Here is a 19,005-nt window from a genome sequence, read left to right as displayed (position 1 = left end):
TTGCTTTAACGATTATACGAGTTGCGCTTGATATGCTTCAAGTTCTGCATCAGTCATCGAAACAAAGTGACCTGGTTCGATTTCGCGAAGCGGCGGGATACTCGAATCTTCATCCGATTTCCCAACGGGTCCGCTCGTTGGACGATCAAAGATAATCCGTTTACGTGTCCGCTCGTGCTCTGGATCCGGAAGCGGGATCGCAGATAAAAGCGACTTCGTATACGCATGAACTGGATTCTCATATAGACGATCCGCGTCACACAATTCAACGAGGTGACCTTGGTACATAACACCAATCCGGTCTGAGATATACTTGACCATCGATAAATCGTGGGCGATGAACAAGTATGTCAAACTGCGATCACGTTGCAGTTTTTTCATCAAGTTGACGACTTGGGCTTGAATCGATACGTCAAGTGCTGAAATCGGCTCATCTGCGATGATGAAATCCGGTTCTACAGCAAGTGCACGTGCGATACCGATCCGTTGACGCTGACCACCTGAGAATTCGTGTGGGTAACGGCTCGCGTGTTCCTTTGTCAAACCAACCGTTTCAAGCAAATCATACACACGGTTATTCCGCTCCTCTTTCGATTTCGCTAGACCGTGGATATCAATTCCTTCAGCAATGATATCTCCGACTGTCATCCGTGGGTTTAAAGAAGCATACGGATCTTGGAAAATCATTTGCATCGCACGGTTGAACTTCAACTTTTCCTTACGCGATTTTTTCGCGTGGACGTTTTCACCTTTGAAGTTGACTTCGCCATCTGTCGCATCATACAAACCGATGATCGAACGACCAGTTGTTGATTTACCACAGCCTGACTCGCCTACGAGACCAAGCACTTCTCCTTCATAGATATCGAATGAGAGACCATCGACCGCCTTAACGACACGACCACGACCAATATTGAAATGTTGCTTTAAGTTTTTTACTTCAAGTAGTTTCTTACGGTTTTCCATTACTTCAGACCGCCTTTCAGAAGCGATTTTGAGAACACGCTGTCCGGACGGTATTTTAATGCCAAGTCGCGGATTGCTGCAGGTGGTTCAACATATGGTGCTTGTGGATGAAGCAACCACGTCGCAGCTTCGTGTGTATCTGAGATCTTGAAGAAAGGTGGTTCCTTCTCAAAATCAATTTTCATCGCGTATTTGTTACGCGGTGCAAACGCATCACCGACCGGTGGATGCATAAGGTTCGGTGGAGTTCCCGGAATCGCCGGAAGATCTTGCGAACGGTCATCAGATGGACGCGGCATCGAACCAAGTAGTCCCCAAGTATATGGATGACGTGGCTCGTAGAAGATCTCATCTACCGTACCTTTTTCAATCAATTTACCAGCATACATAACGGCTACCCGGTCAGCCATATTCGCTACAACACCTAAGTCGTGCGTAATGAAAATAATCGCTGTACCCGTTTTTTGCTGAATATCTTTCAATAATTCAAGAATTTGAGCTTGAATCGTAACATCGAGTGCAGTCGTCGGTTCATCAGCAATCAATACTTTCGGGTTACAAGCAAGTGCAATCGCGATGACGATCCGCTGACGCATCCCACCCGATAATTGGTGTGGATATTGTTTAAGACGCGCTTCTGGATTCGGAATCCCTACGAGTGTTAAAAGTTCAAGTGTACGTTTTTTCGCTGCATCGCCAGTCAATCCTTGGTGACGTTTTAGCCCTTCAGCGATCTGTTTAAAAATCGTCATCGTCGGGTTAAGTGATGTCATTGGATCCTGGAAGATCATTGCGATATCACGACCGCGAACTTTTTGCATTTCTTTATCGGAAAGCTTAACCAAGTCGCGGCCTTCGAATAAAATCTCACCTTGAGTGATTTCACCTGGTGGGTTTGGAATCAAACGCATGATGGCTTTTGAAGTAACCGATTTACCAGAACCGGACTCACCAACGATTGCGAGTGTTTCACCTTTTTTTAAATCAAACGATACACCGCGGACGGCTTGAACCGTCCCGGCATACGTATGGAAAGCGACATTCAGGTCGCGAACAGATAAAATAGTTTCCATTGTGAATGAGCTCCTCTCTAGTTTCCGTTAGCGTCGTAAACGTGGGTCAAACGCATCACGCAGTCCATCTGCCAACATATTGAAGCTGACCATGAGGAGTACGATGACCGTCGATGGGACAACGAGCAAGTAAGGGAACGTTTTTAATTCCTTGTACCCTTCGTTGATCAATGTACCGAGTGACGGTTGTGGTGGTGCAAGTCCTAAACCGATGAAGCTTAAGAATGCTTCGAAGAAGATTGCCCCAGGAATTGTGAACATGAGTGAGATAATGATCGTTCCCAAAGTATTTGGAATCAAGTGTTTGAAGATCAATCGTGCGCTAGAAGCACCAAGTGTCCGTGCTGCGAGAACAAACTCTTGGTTCTTTAGTTTCAGAATTTGACCACGTACAAGTCGACTCATCCCAATCCAACCGGTAATCGTCATCGCAAGGATGATCGTCGTAATCCCTGGTTCAAGAATCAAGATGAACAAGATAATCAAAATCAAGTTCGGTACACCTGTTAAAATTTCAGCAATCCGTTGCATGATGTTATCGACACGTCCACCATAATAAGCAGAAATTCCGCCGTATGTGACACCAACGAGAACGTCAATGAGCGCTGCCATCAAACCGATGAATAACGAAATCTTCGTTCCTTCCCAGACACGTGACCAAAGATCACGACCGAGATGGTCCGTTCCGAACCAGAAGTTCTCTGTCACTTGTTTTTGTTTGTAGAAATCAATCGGTGTCTCACCAAGTGTCGCCATACCGTCAAAACCAGCCCACTCTAATCCCGTAACTTTAGGTGGAAGTTTAGCTTGCGTGATTGTTTGGGTATAAGGGTCATTACCAGATAACGCTGGTCCGACCAATGACATGATTGCGATGATGACGATGACAGCAAGAGAAAGAATTGCCGCTTTGTTCTTACGTAGACGCATCCAAGCATCTTGCCAGAAGTTTAAACTTTTACCGGCAAGACGCTCTCCTGCCTGTTCATTGAACTCAACATGTTGGAACAGTGATGAATCAAACTGTTCTGCTTTTGCATTTGAATTTTGTTCAGCCATTATTTGTTACCCCCCAAACGAATCCGTGGATCAACGACACCATACAGCAAATCGACGATCAAAATCATGAGAATGAAGACTGCTGAGAAGAACAACGTCGTACCCATGATAACTGTGTAGTCGTTTGTTGTGATTGATGATACGAATAGCTCACCAAGACCAGGTACAGCGAAGATTTTTTCAATGACGAGTGTTCCCGTAATTAATGCGGCTGTCATTGGTCCAAGAATCGTGATTGCCGGAATCAAGGCGTTTCGAACCATGTGTTTCCAAGTAATCGACTGACCATCTAGGCCTTTTGCTTTAGCTAACGTGACATAATCTTGGTTCGTTACTTCTAGCATCTCGGTTCGGACGAATCGAGCAATCGAGGCCGTAACCCCAAGTGATAACGATACGGTCGGCAAGATAGTATGCGCCGGGCTTTCCCAGAACGCGACTGGCAAAACGCCCCATTTCACGCCAACATAGTATTGAAGGAGTGAGGCGAACACGAAGGACGGTACCGAAATTCCGATAACCGATACGAACATCGCACCGTAATCGACCACTGTGTTGTGACGAAGTGCCGCAATAACACCTAGGACGAGTCCTAAAAGTACTCCAAGTACTAATGCTTGAATTCCTAACTGAGCCGATGGTCCGATTCGTTCAGAAATCAAATCCGTCACCGGGCGGCTATCATATTTAAACGAAATACCGAGATCCCCTTGGAACAAGTTAACCATATACGCTGCATAGCGTTGTGGTAGTGGATCATTCAAGTTGTACTTATCCCGAAGGATATTCAACTGTTCAGGAGAAAGTTTCTCCTGGTTTTGGAACGGTGAACCTGGTAGCAGATCCATCAGGAAGAAAGTGAACGAAGCGATGAGTAAAAACGTCAGTACGCCGTAAACCAGGCGTTGAGCTAAATAACGGCCCATAAGATGGCACCCCCTATAAAGATTTTCTGTTTTTTTCGAAACATCAATAAAATCAGTATGACCCACAATTGTCGGAACATTCAAGAATTTTGTCATAAAAATTTAAAAATTCTTTTTTATTGTGCATTGATTTGATGTTCGCTTGGATGTTTTTCTAATTTCATCCAATAGTCAGAATTTTTCGTTTGATTTCATTATACTTTGCTAACAAAGTAATTAGAACCACTTTTTTACGAAAATTTCACATTTCCTATAAAAATGAGTTTCCATTCATAAAAAGTAGTATAAAACAGGAGCGTACCCGAACTGATCAGGGGACGCTCCCATTCTCGATTACTTAATATCAACGTATTTGTATTGGAAATCTGCTCCGAACAACTGACGGTTGAAATCTTTAACCGTCGGACGGCTCAAGTATGCAGAACCAGATTGATAAATTGGTGCGATCGCTTGATCTTTTTCGATCAATTGTGCTTCCGCTTGTTTGAAGAGTTCAAGACGTTTTGTTAAATCCGACTCTTCATTTGCAGCGTTCAACAATTTATCATAGGCAGATGATTTATACTTGACGTCGTTTTGGCTGTTTGTTGATTCGAAGATAGAGAGGTTAGACATTGGATCTTGGTAGTCTGGACCCCAGAGTGAGTAAGAGATTTGGTAGTCCCCTTTTGCTTCAAGATCGAGTTTGTTCTTGAACGGCTGTTGCTTGATGGCAACTGTGACGTTTGGAAGATTCTTCTCAATTTGACCTTTCATATACTCACCGATTTTTTTCGCATCTTCACTATCGAATGAGAGCAATTCAATCGTTGTTTTTTTGTTACCATTTGCTTTTTTCCAAAGATCTGCTGCTTCTTTAGCATCACGATCGAACCAGTTGATGTCGCTCGTATAATCTTTACCTGATGCATCTTTAACAAATTCTTTTGGAATGAAGCTTGTTGTTGGAATCGATCCGTTCGCAAGAAGCGTATCCGTGATTCCTTTTGGATCGATGGCACGAGCAATGGCTTTACGCGCATTGACGTCCTTCATCGTTGAATCTTCATTGTTGAATTTCAAATAAGCGATCGAAGAACGAAGAGCTGTTTTGAATTCAGGCTTAGATTTATAAGCTTCAACTTGCTCTGAAGTCAGACCTGCATAATCAATCTCATTTGAATCGTAAAGATTCGCTACTGTTGACGTATCCTTAACGACACTGATCGTAACTTCGTCTAATTTGACGGCATCTTTATCCCAATAGTTGTCGTTCTTTTTTAGAACACGTTTTGAATCCGTTTTCCAAGATTCCCAAACAAAAGGACCGTTATAAAGCAATTTATCTGGTTGAAGCGAGAAGTCTTTTTCATTCTTTTTGTAGAAATCTTCGCTAATTGGTGTATACGTACCGAATGATGTCAGTGAAAGGAAGTAAGGAGCTGGACGCTCAAGTTTTACTTCTAGCGTTTTGTCATCGATTGCTTTAACACCGAGTTCGTCAACAGATTTTTTACCTTTTGTCACATCAGAGCCGTTTTTTAACGTGTCAAAGATGTACGAGTAACCAGAACCTGTTTTCGGATCAGCTGCACGTTTCCAAGCAAATTCGAAATCTTGTGCCTTGACTGGCGTACCATCAGACCATTTCGAATCACGAAGTGTGAACGTATACGTTAAATTGTCACTTGAAATATCTGTTTTTTCTGCAAGTGCTGGAATCGCTTTTCCGTCTTTATCTAAACGATAAAGACCTTCCATCGTGTTCCCGATCATGTTGAACGCGACAGCATCCGTTGCTTTTGCTGGGTCAACTGTCGTGATATCCGATGTATCCGTCAAACGCAAATTTTTCTTTCCGTCTTTCGAACCTGAATCACTATCTCCTCCACCTGTCGAACATCCAGCAAGCACAGCGCTTCCTGCAAGCATGACGGATAAAGCAAGACCGACTGTTTTTTTCTTCATCGGTAAGTCATCTCCTTTTCAATTTCCAAGTTGCCATAATGCCTATGACATCAATAACGTCCCGTCGAAACTGCAATGTATTCCCCAAAATCCATTGACCTAGTTTCAAAAACCTAAACGAAGTGATAAATTGATTTTATGTGAGAATAGCATTAACGTCAAGTGAATAGTCATACTATTTGCTATTTTGCATTATTCCTTTGTTACCGATTCGTAACAAGAGAAAAAGTTTCGTATACTAAGGGTATCAATGCATCAAAGGGGGATTTTCATGCGATCGACGTATTTCCGACCGATCATCATCGCGGTCATTCTTGTTCTGCTTTACACGATTTGGGCAACCATGACGGATTCGACACACGGTATCTTGTATCATCTGTCTGGCGGTTTGTTCATAGCAGGATTCTTGTTAATTGCGGTAGGATTCTTCTCGAACATGTCTGCTAACGGTTTCTTTCGCGGCATGACAGCTGGATTCAAAAAACAGCGGGAAGCAAAGTTGCGAGAGATTGACGGAGATTATTACGAAGACGAGGACGAAGAAGAAGAAGTGCTTCGCAAAAAGCAACGCCGTGCTTCAGCACGGACGAAACCTTACGTTTCAAGCGGTGTCATCTTCATCGTCGTCTCGCTGATCATCTCATATTTTTAAACGAAATCAACGTGACGCTCTATCTCAGGTATGGTAAACTCAAACTAATCAAACAAGAAAACACGACGACAAAGAGTAGTAACTTAGATCCATTCCTCTCAGAGAGTCCATGGTGCTGAAAATGGACAGGTGATGCCTAAGTGAATGGACTTTCGAGTGGCTGATTCGAATCAAGTAGAGTCAGATGGGTTTGCCCATTACAGCAAATTGAGCGGCTATGCGAATAGCAACTTGGGTGGCAACGCGATGACTCGTCCCTTGATTTTCAAGGGGCGTTTTTTATTTTGATCTTATTATTTGGAGGGATTTCATTATGAAAACGATTTTCTCAGGTATCAAACCAACAGGAACGGTCACACTCGGAAATTACTTAGGTGCCATGAAACACTTCGTGAACTTACAGGACGGTCATGATGCATATTACTGCGTCGTCGATCTGCACTCGATCACGGTCGATATCGATCGTGTCGAACTGATGAACAATACACGCGCCCTTGCTGCTCTGTATATCGCAAGTGGTCTAAATCCTGAAAAGTCAACGATCTTCGTTCAATCAGAAGTCAAAGCACATGCGCAACTCGGCTGGATGTTGACATGTCTTTCCGGTATGGGTGAACTGGAGCGTATGACGCAATATAAGGATAAATCACAAGGAAAAGACAGAATTGGTGCAGGGTTGTTCGTCTACCCGACACTCATGGCTGCCGATATCCTACTCTACGACGCGGAACTCGTTCCTGTTGGAGATGATCAAAAACAACACATTGAGTTAACGCGTGATCTCGCTCAACGTTTCAATAGTCGTTATTATGAGACGTTCACATTACCAGAACCGATCATCGCTGAATCCGGTGCTCGAATCATGAGTTTGACAACTCCAGATAAGAAAATGTCAAAATCTGATCAGAATCCAAAAGGCTTCATCTCGATGCTTGATGCACCAGATGTCATTCGTAAAAAAGTAAAATCAGCTGTCACGGACTCTGAAGGTATCGTAAAATTCGACCGAGAAAACAAACCAGGTGTGTCAAATTTACTCGAGATTTACTCTCTACTCGCAGGTATCTCGATTTCAGATCTCGAAGCAAAATACGAAGGTTCGAACTATGGAACATTTAAAGCAGATGTCGCAGAAGCCATCATTACAGAACTCGAACCGATTCAACAGCGCTATTATGAATTGATTGATTCAGAAGAGCTCGATCAAATTCTCGACGCTGGACGGGATCGTGCTGAAGCAGTCGCTGCAAAAAAACTAGCAAAAATCGAAAAAGCCATGGGCTTACAACGAAAACGTGCCAAAGTAAAAAAATAAATTCTACGCAAAAAAGATCGGAATGTTCCGGTCTTTTGTGTTTTTGCAAACAAAAAACTGCTTCCGATTTTATCGGAAGCAGTTTTCTTTGCTTATTTTCCTTCGATCGAAGCCCATTTGTATGAGAAGTCTGCGCCGAAGTTATGTTCGACGATTCCTTTGACGTATGGTTTAACGAGGAATGCGCGTCCACGCTGATAAACAGGTGAAATCGCTGCTGAATCAAGAAGAATTTTCTCAGCTTCTTGCAATTCAGACCAACGTTTTGCTGCATCTGTTTGCGTTTTTGCATCTTTGATGAGTTTATCGTACTCTTCATTTGACCATTTACCGCGGTTGTATGGTCCGCCAGTGACGAAGAGATCGAGGAACGTCATTGGATCTTGATAGTCAGGACCCCAGCCCGCTACTGAGAACTCGAATTCACCTTTGTTCTCAAGATCGAGTTTGTTTTTGAACGGTTGCTGCTTGATCGTAACCTTCATACCTGGAAGGTTTTTCTCAAGTTCACCTTTTAAGAACTCACCGATTTTCTTCGAATCATCGCTATCGTAGTTCAAGAGCTCAAGTTCAACCGATTTTTGACCAATTTCTTTTAAGCCCTCTTCCCAGAGTTTTTTCGCTTCATCTGCATTGTATTCGTTGAATGTTGGATACTTTTCACGGAAGTCTTTTCCGTCAGCATCTTTCGCGAAATCTTTTGGTACAAGATAGTTTGCTGGAAGCGATCCATTTGCAAGGATAACATCCGTGATTCCTTTTTTGTTGTAACCCATGTCGATGGCACGACGGATTTTTTCGTTATCCAGCGCTTTTACCTTCGTGTTGAGGTAAAGGTAGAAGATTGTTGATTCACCTTTTGTTTTGAAGTCTTTATTATCTTTGTACTGGGCAACGAACTCAGAAGTTAGACCTGTACGGTCGATGTCACCTTTTTCGTAAAGGTTAACACCTGTCGCTGTCTCTTTAACAACCTTAACGTTGATCGTTTTAAGTTTGACCGCATCTTTATCCCAGTAGTTATCGTTTTTGACCATCTTCCAGCCTTGCTCACGTGTCCATTCTGTTAATTTGAATGGTCCGTTGTAAAGCGATTTATCTGCAGTCGAACCGAAATCTTTCCCGATTTTCTTCGAAAGTTCTTCTGATTTCGGCATGAATGGTCCGAATCCAGTTAATCCGAGGAAGTAGTCCGCAGGTGCTTTTAATTTAACTTCGAACGTTTTGTCATCGATTGCTTTAACGCCGACAGCATCACGATCGCCTTTTTTCGTGTTGTATTCTTCTGCACCTTCGATGTTGTAGAAGACGTATGCATACTGTGAAGCGTTCTCTGGATTAAGAACTTCTTTCCATGCATATTCGAAATCTTTAGCCGTGAGCGGTGTACCATCAGACCATTTCGCATCACGCAATTTGAACGTGTATGTTAATTTGTCTTCCGATACTTCGTGGCTTTCAGCAATACCTGGTGTTGGTTGCTGCTTGTCATCAAGACGGTATAGACCTTCCATCGTGTTGTTCAACACGTTGAATGAGACTGCATCCGTAGAAGTCGTCGGGTTCAGTGTAGGAATATCAGCTGACTCAATCAAGTTAAGCGTTTGTTCACTTGATTTTTTACTTGAACCTGTGTCGCCCGATTTGTCGCCTGAATCTGTCGTCGAACAAGCTGCGAGGAACGCACTTGATACGAGAGCTACTGATGTAGCTAGAGCAAAGCTTTTCTTTTTCATGTTACGATGACCCCCCTAAAATTCTAAAAACATGATACTGTCAGGTTTTTGACCGAAAAAAAAAGAATTACTATATTCGAATCAAACCCTTCGTTACAAATAGTTTACAATGTTCTGATAATTTTGCAAACCTTTTATCGGATTTTTCTAAATATTTTTTCAAAAAAGACTGGGACCATCTGAAAAAACGGTCCCAATTAGGCGATTATTTAAGAACTTTCAGAGCTCGAAGTAGGTATTCTGGTCCATAAATTGGCACTTCAATTCCTTGAATCGTATCAGAAACATATAATTTTTCAGTTGTCTGATACAAAGGAACGATGACAGCATCTTGTATCGTTAATTGTCTTTCAGCTTGGTGATATATTGCTTGCTTCTTGTTCACATCACGTGTCTGTCGTGCTTTTTCAATCATTTGATCGTATGTCTCTGAGCGATAATTGACGGAATTCAACGGATTATCTGAGACGAACTGGTTTAAATAGGCAAGCGGACCTGGATAATCTGGCATCCATCCCGTTAACGTCATCGCATACTGCGCTGACTGTTCTTTATCTAGTTTCTCTTCAATCGCAACTGGTTTAAGGACGATATCAATATCGGACAACTGTTTCTCAAGATATGTCTCGAGTTGATGACCAATCCTCTTTGCCTGTGGATCCTCGAAATTAAGCATCTCGATTCGTTGTTTTTTCTGTTTCTTGGTTTTTTCTTGTTTTACTTGTATCGGTTCTGTCATCAATCCGTTCGTATCTGTGACAACGAATCGATTGGTTGGAATACCTGCATATCCTAAAGGAAGTTGAACCGATTCTTTCTCCATCAACGCTTGCGCAATCCGCTTTCGGAGAGTCTTTTCGCGAAAGGCTTCATTTTTTTGATTAAATGCGATATAAAAGACACCGCTCCGTTTTTTTTGATACGTCGGTCGAGAGACTTGATCTTCTTGTGTCTCGACACTCTCTTGTAACGGGAGAATTGCCGCTTTACTGTTTTCATACGTACTCCATTGCGTCTGATGATCAGAAATAATCCGACTTTTAACCTCGCCTACTGTGACGACGCTTTGCTGATGATATTGATCATTTTTCTTGAGTGTATATCCGCTTTTAGACATCTCTTTTAATATAAATGCGCCATTACCAGTGAGTTCTTGCCACTTTTTAGATTCCGGTTGTGGGTAAAAAACGGACATCGCCAGTAACTCCTTTAGATTCGAAACTGGCTGATTCAATGTGATGATGAGTCGGTCATTCTCTTGTGCCTTGACCCCTAGACGCTCTGGTTTCATTTTCCCGTCATTGACGGCACGTCCATTTTCAAATACTTCAAATAAGAAACCATATGGAGAATTTGTTTTATTGGCAGCGACACGTCGGAAACTATCGACAAAGTCTTGCGCCGTAACTCGCTGACCCAGTGCATTTTTCGTTTGTTTGAGTTGAATCGTATAAGTCAAACGATCTTTTGAAACCGACATATCTTGTGCTAGTCCTCTGCGGACAGATGTTCCAGAAGTAAATACATACAATCCTTCATACAGTTGTGCTAATAACGTCTGAGAACGGCTATCCGTTGCTAACGCAATATCGGATGTCTTCGGGAGTGATGATTCAATTAATTCAACCTTCATGGCCTGTGTTTTCTGATCTGTTTTAGCTTTTTGAGACGATGATAGACGATATATGAGTGTACCACTGAGCCCAATCAATAAAAATAGGACCAGTACTATGATTGATGTTTTTTTTGTAATGTTAGTCATAAACGACTCCTTTCTGCGTCAGACACGCATTTCTCTATTGAATCAGAAATCTAACAAAAAAGCGACCCCCTCGATTTTTCAAGGGAATCGCTTGAGCTTAAGCTTCGTAACGTTTGAAGACGAGTGATGCGTTGTGTCCGCCAAATCCGAGTGAGTTACTGAGCGCATAATTGATTTCGACGTTACGTGCACCTTCTGTCACGTAGTCGAGGTCACAACCTTCGCTTGGCTGTTCCAGATGAATCGTCGGGTGAACCGTTTGTTCTTGTAACGATTTAATTGTTGCAATCGCCTCGACACCACCTGCGCCACCAAGTAAGTGACCAATCATCGATTTCGTCGAGTTAACGACGAGTTGTTTTGCCTGTTCACCGAAGACACTGTGAATCGCTTTCGTTTCCAAGACATCGTTCATCGGTGTACTCGTTCCGTGCGCATTGATGTATCCAACCGCTTCAGGGGCAATACCAGCATCTTGGATTGCCATTGCCATCGCACGTGCTCCACCGTCACCATCTGGATCTGGAGCTGTAATGTGGTAGGCATCCGCTGTTAACCCATACCCACTGACTTCCGCATAGATTTTCGCACCACGTGCTACTGCATGCTCGTATTCCTCAAGAATCAAGATACCTGCGCCTTCTCCCATGACGAATCCGTCACGTCCTTCATCAAATGGACGACTTGCCGTCTCAGGATCATGATTCGTCGACATCGCTTTGTTCGCACAAAAACCAGCGAATGCTAAGTTCGTAATCGGCGCTTCTGCTCCACCAGCAATCATGACATCCGCATCGCCACGCTCGATGACACGGAGTGCTTCGCCGATTGCATTCGTTCCTGAAGCACATGCTGTAACAGAACAGTTATTCGGTCCCTTAGCTCCGGTATAGATCGATACCTGACCGCTTGCCATGTTCGGGATCATCATTGGAATGAAAAATGGACTGACACGACGATGTCCACGCTCAAAGTAGATTTTTGCTTGTTTTTCGATCGTCTCAACGCCACCGATTCCTGATCCAATCCAGACACCTGTACGTTCAGCAATTGACTTGATGTCGATTCCAGCGTCTTGAACAGCTTCCATACTTGCAACGAGTGAGTAATGAACGAATCGATCCATCTTACGCGCTTCTTTTGCCTCGATGAACTCTGTGACATCAAAGTTTTGCAATTCTCCTGTAACCTTCGTCGGATATTCATCGATATCAAGACGTTCCATCGGACGAATTCCGTTCGTTCCTTCTTTCAGTGCTTCCCAAAATGTATTGGCATCATTCCCAATTGGTGTCAGTGCTCCGATTCCTGTGACTACAACGCGTTTTCTCATCATCTTATGTGTTCTCTCCTTTAGTCCAAGTAATGTATGCTGCTCCCCATGTCAATCCGGCACCAAACCCAGCAAGTACAAGCTTCGTACCTGGCGTCAGACGCCCTTGCTGACGTGCTTCTTCGAGTGCGAGTGGGATCGAAGCAGCGGATGTATTCGCATGCTCATCGATCGTGACGATGACTTTTTCTTGCGGTATATGCAGTCGTTCGCACGCTGCATCAATAATGCGTAGGTTCGCCTGATGCGGAATTAAAATATCAACATCTTCAAGCGTACTATCTGCTTTTTGAATGACTTTCTCAACGATTTCCGGTAATTTGCGAACGGCGAACTTAAAGACTTCGCGACCGTTCATCTCAATCGGTCCATCGATATCTTTAAACAATAGATGTGCTCCGCGTCCATCGGTTCCGAGTTCAAAGGCATTCAATCCAGCCTGTTCGGTTGGTCCAATGACAACTGCTCCTGCACCATCTCCGAATAAAATTGCTGTGGACCGGTCTGACCAGTCAACGATACTCGACATTTTTTCAGCACCGATGACAAGCGCATGTTTGCCTTCAACTGTCGCTAACATGCTAGCAGCTGTTTGTAGTGCAAAGATGAACCCACTACATGCCGCACTGATATCGAAAGCTGTCGCTCCTCGTGCCCCAAGACGCTCTTGAACGATACAGGCTGTAGAAGGAAAGGCACGTCCTGTTGCCGTTCCAACAACGATCAATCCGATATCCTCAACTGTTAAACCAGCATCATCAAGCGCTTTCTGTGCAGCTTCCGTCGCTAAATCTGTTACATCGACATCATCGGCTGCGATTCGTCGTGCACCAATCCCTGTCCGTGTCCGAATCCATTCATCACTCGTATCGAGCGTCGTTGCTAATTCATCATTCGTCACGCGACGTGACGGCAAAGACGTTCCTAATCCTACAATCCCGATCTTCATAAGGCATCCCCTTTTATTATTAGTATCTGGTACTAATATAAAGCGTTAATTCGCTTTTGTCAAAGAAAAAAGGAAGGACTTGGTCTCCCACGTCCTCCCTTTCACCTTACTCTGCTAACGTTCGAACGACTTCCATGACCATTTTTGCGGAATTGATTGACGCAATCTCGAGGAATTCATCAAACGAGAGTGACGCTTCTTCATTTGCGCTATCAGAAATCGAGCGTGTTACGACGAATGGTACACCAAACTGATGACATACTTGTGCAATTGGTGCTGCTTCCATCTCAACGGCTGCAACTTCTGGGAAATGTGCTTTGATTTGAGCAGAACGCTCTGAATCATGGATGAATGAATCACCTGTTGCAATCAATCCGTGAACGACACGAATCGCATCCATGCGCTCGATGACAGCTTCTGCTGTTGCAACGAGCTTCGGATCTGCTTGATAGGCAGCTGGCATTCCAGGTACCTGGCCATATTCGTATCCAAATGCTGTCACGTCGACGTCATGGTGGCGCACTTCCGTTGAGACGACGACGTCCCCGATTGTTAAACCATCTTTAAATCCGCCAGCTGATCCCGTATTGATGACAGCACTTGGCTTATAGTGATCAAGTAAAAGTGTCGTACCGATTGCAGCATTTACTTTTCCGATCCCTGATTTTAAGATAACGACGGGAACACTATTCAAAAGACCTTCATAAAAATGATAGTTCGCGATGACTGTATCTTTACGTTCCGACAATTCGTTACGCAATAAGTTGACTTCTTCTTCCATTGCGCCGATGATTGCGATTGGCATATTGCATTCCTCCATCAAACAGAAAGCCGGATTGCTCCGGCTCCTGACTTCTTTATTTAATCGATGTAATTTTTACTGCGTACTCGCCGCCTGGTGCTGGAACAGAGACTTGATCTCCGACTTGATGTCCCATTAAGCTCTTCGCAATTGGTGATTCGTTCGAGATTTTTCCTGTAAATGGATCTGCTTCCGCACTACCAACGATTGTATACGTATCTTCTTCATTATCTTCGACACTCAAGAATGTTACTGTCGTTCCGATACCGACGACCGAGATGTCCTTCTCTTCTTCTGAGATGATCGCAACGTTACGAAGCATCTCTTCAAGTTGAGCAATTCGACCTTCGACCATTGCTTGTTCTTCTTTTGCCGAATCATATTCTGCGTTCTCTGAAAGGTCACCGAACGAACGGGCGATCTTAATGTTCTCGACAACTTCTTTCCGGCGGACTGACTTCAATTCATTCAATTCATTTTCAATGTTCGCTTTACCTTCAAGCGTCATGTAGTATTGCTTTTCTGCCATTTTTGTCACGCTCCTTTTTATTCCACTAGTATAGTATATTCACATCTTTTTTGGAATCAATATCCTCTTTGATCGAGTGCTGAACGATAATCAAGAATTGCTCGGATCTTCGTCACGAGTAAATCGATGGCGACATGATTCTCTCCACCTTCTGGTACGATGATATCCGCATAACGTTTTGTCGGTTCACAGAACTGCAGATGCATCGGACGAACGACGTTCGTATACTGCTCGACGACTGAATCAATCGAACGTCCCCGTTCATTGATATCACGCTGCATCCGGCGAAGAATACGGACATCTGCATCCGTGTCGACGAACACCTTAATATCCATTAGTTCCCGTAACCGTTCGTCTTCAAGCGCTAAAATTCCTTCTACGATGATGACATCGCGTGGTTCAAGACGAATCGTCTCTTGTGCCCGTGTGTGGGCGACATAGTCATATACCGGTTTTTCAACGGCAATGTTTTCACGGAGCGACTGAATGTGTTCGATCAACAGACCATTATCAAAAGCGAACGGATGATCATAATTCGTCTGATACCGCTCCTCCATTGATAAATCACTTTGATCTTTATAGTACGCGTCTTGCTCAATCATGACGATTGATTCACTTGGAAACGCATCGACGAGTGAACGAGCCACCGTCGTTTTCCCTGAACCCGTTCCGCCCGCTACGCCTATTACTACCGGTTTTTGCATGTCATTCGTTCCTCCATCATTTTGACTTTTTCCGACTGACGGATACACCGTCACCGAGCGGAAAAATCGTCGTATCATATTGTTCTTGTTCCATCATCCAAACCGTAAATTCCTTGACGAGACGTACCAGTCGACGTCTTCTTCGATCAAATGTCTTCGGATCAGGCTCGAGGACATCTCCATGTAAGAAGAGATTATCTGTATACAGCACGCCGCCCTCTGGAATGAGTCGACCATACCCAGCAAAGAATTTCTTATATTGTCCTTTTGCGGCATCAATGAAGACTGCATCGAACTGCTCTTCAAGGGTTTCGGCTAATTCTACTGCATCACCAAAAATGATGTCAATCCGGTCTGCCACATCTGACCGAGCGATGAAGGTTTTTGCTTCTTCATATCGTTTCGCATTTCGTTCAATCGTCGTAATGTGTGCATCCGGTAACGCGCGTGCCATCCGGATAGCACTATATCCAATTGCTGTTCCGACTTCTAAAATACGCTTCGGTTGTTGTAATCGCAGGAGCGATAACAAGACTTCGGAACCGGTCAGTTCGATGATTGGTATATGATGTTCTTCCGCGTAACGCTCCATCTCCATCAGTAGAGCATCGCGAGGATGAATCATCGATTCGACATAGGTCGTGAAATCCTTCACGCCATTCACTCCCTCTTCCGCATAAACAGGTTGACTTGAAGCGAACTTCCCGCTTCAACCCAACCCGTTGCTCATTGCTCTTTACTCGCTTCGTATTCTACCCATTCCGGTTTATACTTCACGACGTTTCGTTGATGTTCTTCATATGTCTCTTCATATAGAATCTGTCCTCGTGGATGTTTATCACTTGGTGGACGGGCGAAGAAATAGACATATTTTGTTTTATTCGGGTTTAAAACAGCCAACACAGAATCTTTACTGACTGTTGAAATCGGACCGATTGGAATCCCTTCGTACTTATACGTGTTGTACTTCGAGTTATTCTCAAGATCCTTCAGCGTCGTTAACGCCGTATTTTCACCTGTGCCATACCAAACGGTTGGATCGGATTGGAGTTTCATCCCATCATCCAATCGATTTTTGAAAACACCGGCGATTTCACGACGATCATCTGGTGTCGCCGCTTCACGCTCAACCATAGAACCGAGGCTGAGTACTTCATGGAAGGTCATGCCTGATTTTCGAATAGCATCCTCATTTTCATCGTAAACTTTTTCTGTTTCATCGAGCATCGTCTCGACGATTTGATTGATACTTTTTCCTTTATCAAACTCATACGTTGCTGGGAAGAGATAGCCTTCAAGTGCATATAAGACACCATCTTTCTTCACTTCGTCCGTCAACATCGGATATTTTTCAATCATTCCATCGATGAACGTCGCATCTGTCAATTCTTTTCGAACTGTCTCTTCTTTGAATTTTGTTGCTTTCGCAATCAAAGCGATTTGACGATCCATCGTGATACCTTCTGGTAACGTGATTTTCACATCCGCTGCCTTCATGACCGTTCCCGTCTTCAATTCATTGATGATTTCATCCGGAGACATGGCTTGTGACAGGGTATACGTACCCGCCTGGAATGACGATTCATTCTTATAACGGACGTAATAACGGAAAATTGTCTCGTTCGCAATCAAGTCTTTTTCCTTTAGTAGAGAAGCAATCGTACTCGTTCCTGCTCCTAAAGGAACTTCGACTTTGACGGATTTCGTCGCTTCTTCATCGACCGGTTCAAGCGCATTTTTCAAAAAGACATAGACGACCGCACTGGCAACTAGAAAAATCGTCAACAATACAGAAAGGATGATCAGCGTAATCCGGCGTGATGTCCGGCGTCGCCTTTTTTCGATTTCGGCATTTTGCTTCCATTCGTTTTCCATCGGTTCCTCCTTCTTCTCTTAAAACAAGGTGACATCGTAAGAGAAAGTCTCTTACGATGTCACCTGTCATGAGTCGGGTTAGTCTAACTGATCTTCAAGCGTGTTAAAGACTTCTTCGATTTCATCCCAAGTCTCTGTATCATCTTCATCGATTGGTACGAGATTGAAGTCGTTGTCTCCATCACCGTATTCATCGAGTTCGTAAACGAAGATATCGACTTCTTCTGCTTCGTCATAATCTGCTCCGATTGGCTCGAGGAAGATGTACGTCTTGCTCGAACGTGGGCTTTCATAACGTAGGCGTTCTGCGAATTCGAAATCATTTCCTTCGCCGTCCGGAATTACGTAACGTGTTGGTTCATTCTGTTGCATCAGTGATCCGCTCCTTTAACGCAAGCTCGAGTTCATCCCAAGTTTGCTCATCATTTTCATCAATCAGGCTCAATTCAAAATCATCTTCGCCTTCTCCATATTCATCGATCTCACAGATGATCAAATCATCTGCTCCTTCGTCAGGGTTACCGATCATTTCAAGAAACAGATAGGTTTTTCCTGTACGTTCACTCGAGTAACGGTACCATTCTTCGAAAAGATGTTCCCCGCCCTCTTCATCTGGAAAGAGATACTGACGTTTTTCTTCAGCCATCGGTTTCTCCCCCTTCATCGGTTCGTCCGATCCAAATACGATTGCAGGATCATGACAGCAGCCATCTTATCGATGACTTGTTTGCGTTTCTTACGGCTAACATCGGCATCGATCAGCATCCGTTCTGCTTGCATCGTCGTCAAACGTTCATCCATGAAGACGACCTCAAGTCCAGTATGCTGTTCGATTTCCTTCGCAAAGGCTTGACTCGCCTCTGCACGAGGACCGATGGAACCGTTCATGTTTTTCGGAAGACCAATGACTAAGATTTCGACATTGTATGTCTTCATGATGACATCGAGCCGTTTGAAGGCTTCTGGATAATCGGGTTCCGTCCACTTGACCGTCTCGACGCCTTGTGCCGTCCAGCCCATCAAGTCACTGACCGCTACTCCAATCGTCTTCGAACCGACATCTAGTCCCATTGCACGTTTCATTTTGAATTTCCACTCTCCGCCAAATAAGATTTCACGAGTTCTTCGAGCAATTCGTCGCGTTCAATCTTACGAATTAAGTTACGTGCGTCATTATGACGAGGAATGTAAGCAGGATCTCCAGATAGGAGATAGCCGACGATTTGGTTGATCGGATGATATCCTTTTTCTTCTAAAGCATGATAGACCGTCAACAACACATCACGTGTCGCTGCCTTGTTATCGTCTTCTGGAAAGTTAAATTTCATCGTTTGATCCATCTGACTCACGTTCATCACCTCTTTCATATACACTACG

At 43.8% G+C, this 19,005-nt stretch carries 20 protein-coding genes and 1 other annotated feature; of the genes, 2 read left to right on the top strand and 18 right to left on the bottom strand.

All coding sequences use genetic code 11. The annotated features are described in order from the left end of the window. Positions 1-12 precede the first annotated feature (12 nt). The 5 genes from ACV3PA_RS07555 to ACV3PA_RS07535 form a co-directional block, all read right to left on the bottom strand. The gene (locus tag ACV3PA_RS07555; protein ID WP_053453914.1) at positions 13-966 is read right to left on the bottom strand and encodes an ABC transporter ATP-binding protein; all 954 of its coding nucleotides are present in this window, start codon (positions 964-966) and stop codon (positions 13-15) included. Further along, positions 966-2,039 carry an ABC transporter ATP-binding protein gene (locus ACV3PA_RS07550; RefSeq protein ID WP_053453915.1) on the bottom strand — a complete coding sequence of 358 codons (1,074 nt, stop codon included), beginning with the start codon at positions 2,037-2,039 and terminating at the stop codon, positions 966-968. Before ACV3PA_RS07550 ends, ACV3PA_RS07555 begins: the two co-directional genes overlap by 1 nt. 27 nt (positions 2,040-2,066) lie before the next feature. After that, complete coding sequence (opp3C, locus tag ACV3PA_RS07545; RefSeq protein ID WP_053453916.1) at positions 2,067-3,098, bottom strand: oligopeptide ABC transporter permease; 1,032 nt, start codon at positions 3,096-3,098, stop codon at positions 2,067-2,069. Next, positions 3,098-4,024 carry an oligopeptide ABC transporter permease gene (opp3b, locus tag ACV3PA_RS07540; RefSeq protein ID WP_053453917.1) on the bottom strand — a complete coding sequence of 309 codons (927 nt, stop codon included), beginning with the start codon at positions 4,022-4,024 and terminating at the stop codon, positions 3,098-3,100. Before opp3b ends, opp3C begins: the two co-directional genes overlap by 1 nt. 333 nt (positions 4,025-4,357) lie before the next feature. Then, complete coding sequence (locus tag ACV3PA_RS07535) at positions 4,358-5,971, bottom strand: peptide ABC transporter substrate-binding protein (RefSeq protein ID WP_456125912.1); 1,614 nt, start codon at positions 5,969-5,971, stop codon at positions 4,358-4,360. Positions 5,972-6,242: 271 nt separating this feature from the next. Between ACV3PA_RS07535 and ACV3PA_RS07530 the strand changes: the two genes are divergently transcribed. Together ACV3PA_RS07530 and trpS are read left to right on the top strand one after the other, a co-directional pair. Next, entirely contained in the window at positions 6,243-6,623 is a 381-nt protein-coding gene (locus ACV3PA_RS07530) for a DUF3899 domain-containing protein (RefSeq protein WP_456125911.1), read from the top strand. Positions 6,624-6,679: 56 nt separating this feature from the next. Next, positions 6,680-6,885, top strand: a binding site (T-box leader). Between the two features lie 51 nt (positions 6,886-6,936). Next, entirely contained in the window at positions 6,937-7,938 is a 1,002-nt protein-coding gene (trpS, locus tag ACV3PA_RS07525; RefSeq protein ID WP_456125910.1) for a tryptophan--tRNA ligase, read from the top strand. Between the two features lie 92 nt (positions 7,939-8,030). On the opposite strand, the gene ACV3PA_RS07520 is transcribed toward trpS, so the two are convergent. From ACV3PA_RS07520 to ACV3PA_RS07460, 13 genes are all read right to left on the bottom strand, one after another. Further along, positions 8,031-9,674, bottom strand: a complete 1,644-nt coding sequence (locus ACV3PA_RS07520; RefSeq protein WP_456125909.1) for a peptide ABC transporter substrate-binding protein — start codon at positions 9,672-9,674, stop codon at positions 8,031-8,033. A 205-nt stretch (positions 9,675-9,879) separates the two neighbouring features. Then, positions 9,880-11,436 (bottom strand): peptide ABC transporter substrate-binding protein, encoded by a 1,557-nt coding sequence (locus ACV3PA_RS07515; protein WP_053453922.1) that lies wholly within the window; start codon positions 11,434-11,436, stop codon positions 9,880-9,882. Positions 11,437-11,533: 97 nt separating this feature from the next. After that, entirely contained in the window at positions 11,534-12,772 is a 1,239-nt protein-coding gene (gene fabF, locus ACV3PA_RS07510; protein WP_456125908.1) for a beta-ketoacyl-ACP synthase II, read from the bottom strand. A 1-nt stretch (position 12,773) separates the two neighbouring features. Next, on the bottom strand, positions 12,774-13,718 hold the full coding sequence (locus tag ACV3PA_RS07505) for a beta-ketoacyl-ACP synthase III (RefSeq protein WP_053453924.1): 945 nt from the start codon (positions 13,716-13,718) through the stop codon (positions 12,774-12,776). A gap of 106 nt (positions 13,719-13,824) precedes the next feature. Next, positions 13,825-14,523: a 5'-methylthioadenosine/S-adenosylhomocysteine nucleosidase gene (gene mtnN / locus ACV3PA_RS07500; protein WP_053453925.1), complete on the bottom strand. Its 699-nt coding sequence runs from the start codon at positions 14,521-14,523 to the stop codon at positions 13,825-13,827. Positions 14,524-14,575: 52 nt separating this feature from the next. Further along, positions 14,576-15,049 carry a transcription elongation factor GreA gene (gene greA, locus ACV3PA_RS07495; protein ID WP_029342224.1) on the bottom strand — a complete coding sequence of 158 codons (474 nt, stop codon included), beginning with the start codon at positions 15,047-15,049 and terminating at the stop codon, positions 14,576-14,578. Between the two features lie 56 nt (positions 15,050-15,105). Continuing rightward, positions 15,106-15,753, bottom strand: coding sequence for a uridine kinase (gene udk, locus ACV3PA_RS07490; protein WP_023468905.1), 648 nt, complete (start codon positions 15,751-15,753; stop codon positions 15,106-15,108). 16 nt (positions 15,754-15,769) lie between these two features. Next, entirely contained in the window at positions 15,770-16,408 is a 639-nt protein-coding gene (locus ACV3PA_RS07485; RefSeq protein ID WP_053453926.1) for an O-methyltransferase, read from the bottom strand. Positions 16,409-16,479: 71 nt separating this feature from the next. Continuing rightward, positions 16,480-17,628, bottom strand: a complete 1,149-nt coding sequence (gene mltG, locus ACV3PA_RS07480) for an endolytic transglycosylase MltG (RefSeq protein WP_053453927.1) — start codon at positions 17,626-17,628, stop codon at positions 16,480-16,482. A 78-nt stretch (positions 17,629-17,706) separates the two neighbouring features. Beyond that, positions 17,707-18,000 carry a DUF1292 domain-containing protein gene (locus tag ACV3PA_RS07475; protein WP_053453928.1) on the bottom strand — a complete coding sequence of 98 codons (294 nt, stop codon included), beginning with the start codon at positions 17,998-18,000 and terminating at the stop codon, positions 17,707-17,709. After that, a complete protein-coding gene (locus ACV3PA_RS07470; RefSeq protein WP_023468909.1) occupies positions 17,987-18,274 on the bottom strand; it encodes a DUF1292 domain-containing protein in 288 nt (95 codons plus the stop codon). The genes ACV3PA_RS07475 and ACV3PA_RS07470 overlap by 14 nt, the downstream gene beginning before the upstream one ends. A 14-nt stretch (positions 18,275-18,288) precedes the next feature. Further along, on the bottom strand, positions 18,289-18,711 hold the full coding sequence (gene ruvX / locus ACV3PA_RS07465; RefSeq protein WP_053453929.1) for a Holliday junction resolvase RuvX: 423 nt from the start codon (positions 18,709-18,711) through the stop codon (positions 18,289-18,291). After that, positions 18,708-18,977: an IreB family regulatory phosphoprotein gene (locus ACV3PA_RS07460; protein WP_029342229.1), complete on the bottom strand. Its 270-nt coding sequence runs from the start codon at positions 18,975-18,977 to the stop codon at positions 18,708-18,710. The genes ruvX and ACV3PA_RS07460 overlap by 4 nt, the downstream gene beginning before the upstream one ends. Between the last annotated feature and the right edge of the window lie 28 nt (positions 18,978-19,005).

This window comes from Exiguobacterium sp. EA-TM-5 (assembly GCF_053878415.1).
Note: the sequence above shows the minus strand (reverse complement) of the source record. Positions and strands in the feature narration are given on the sequence as shown.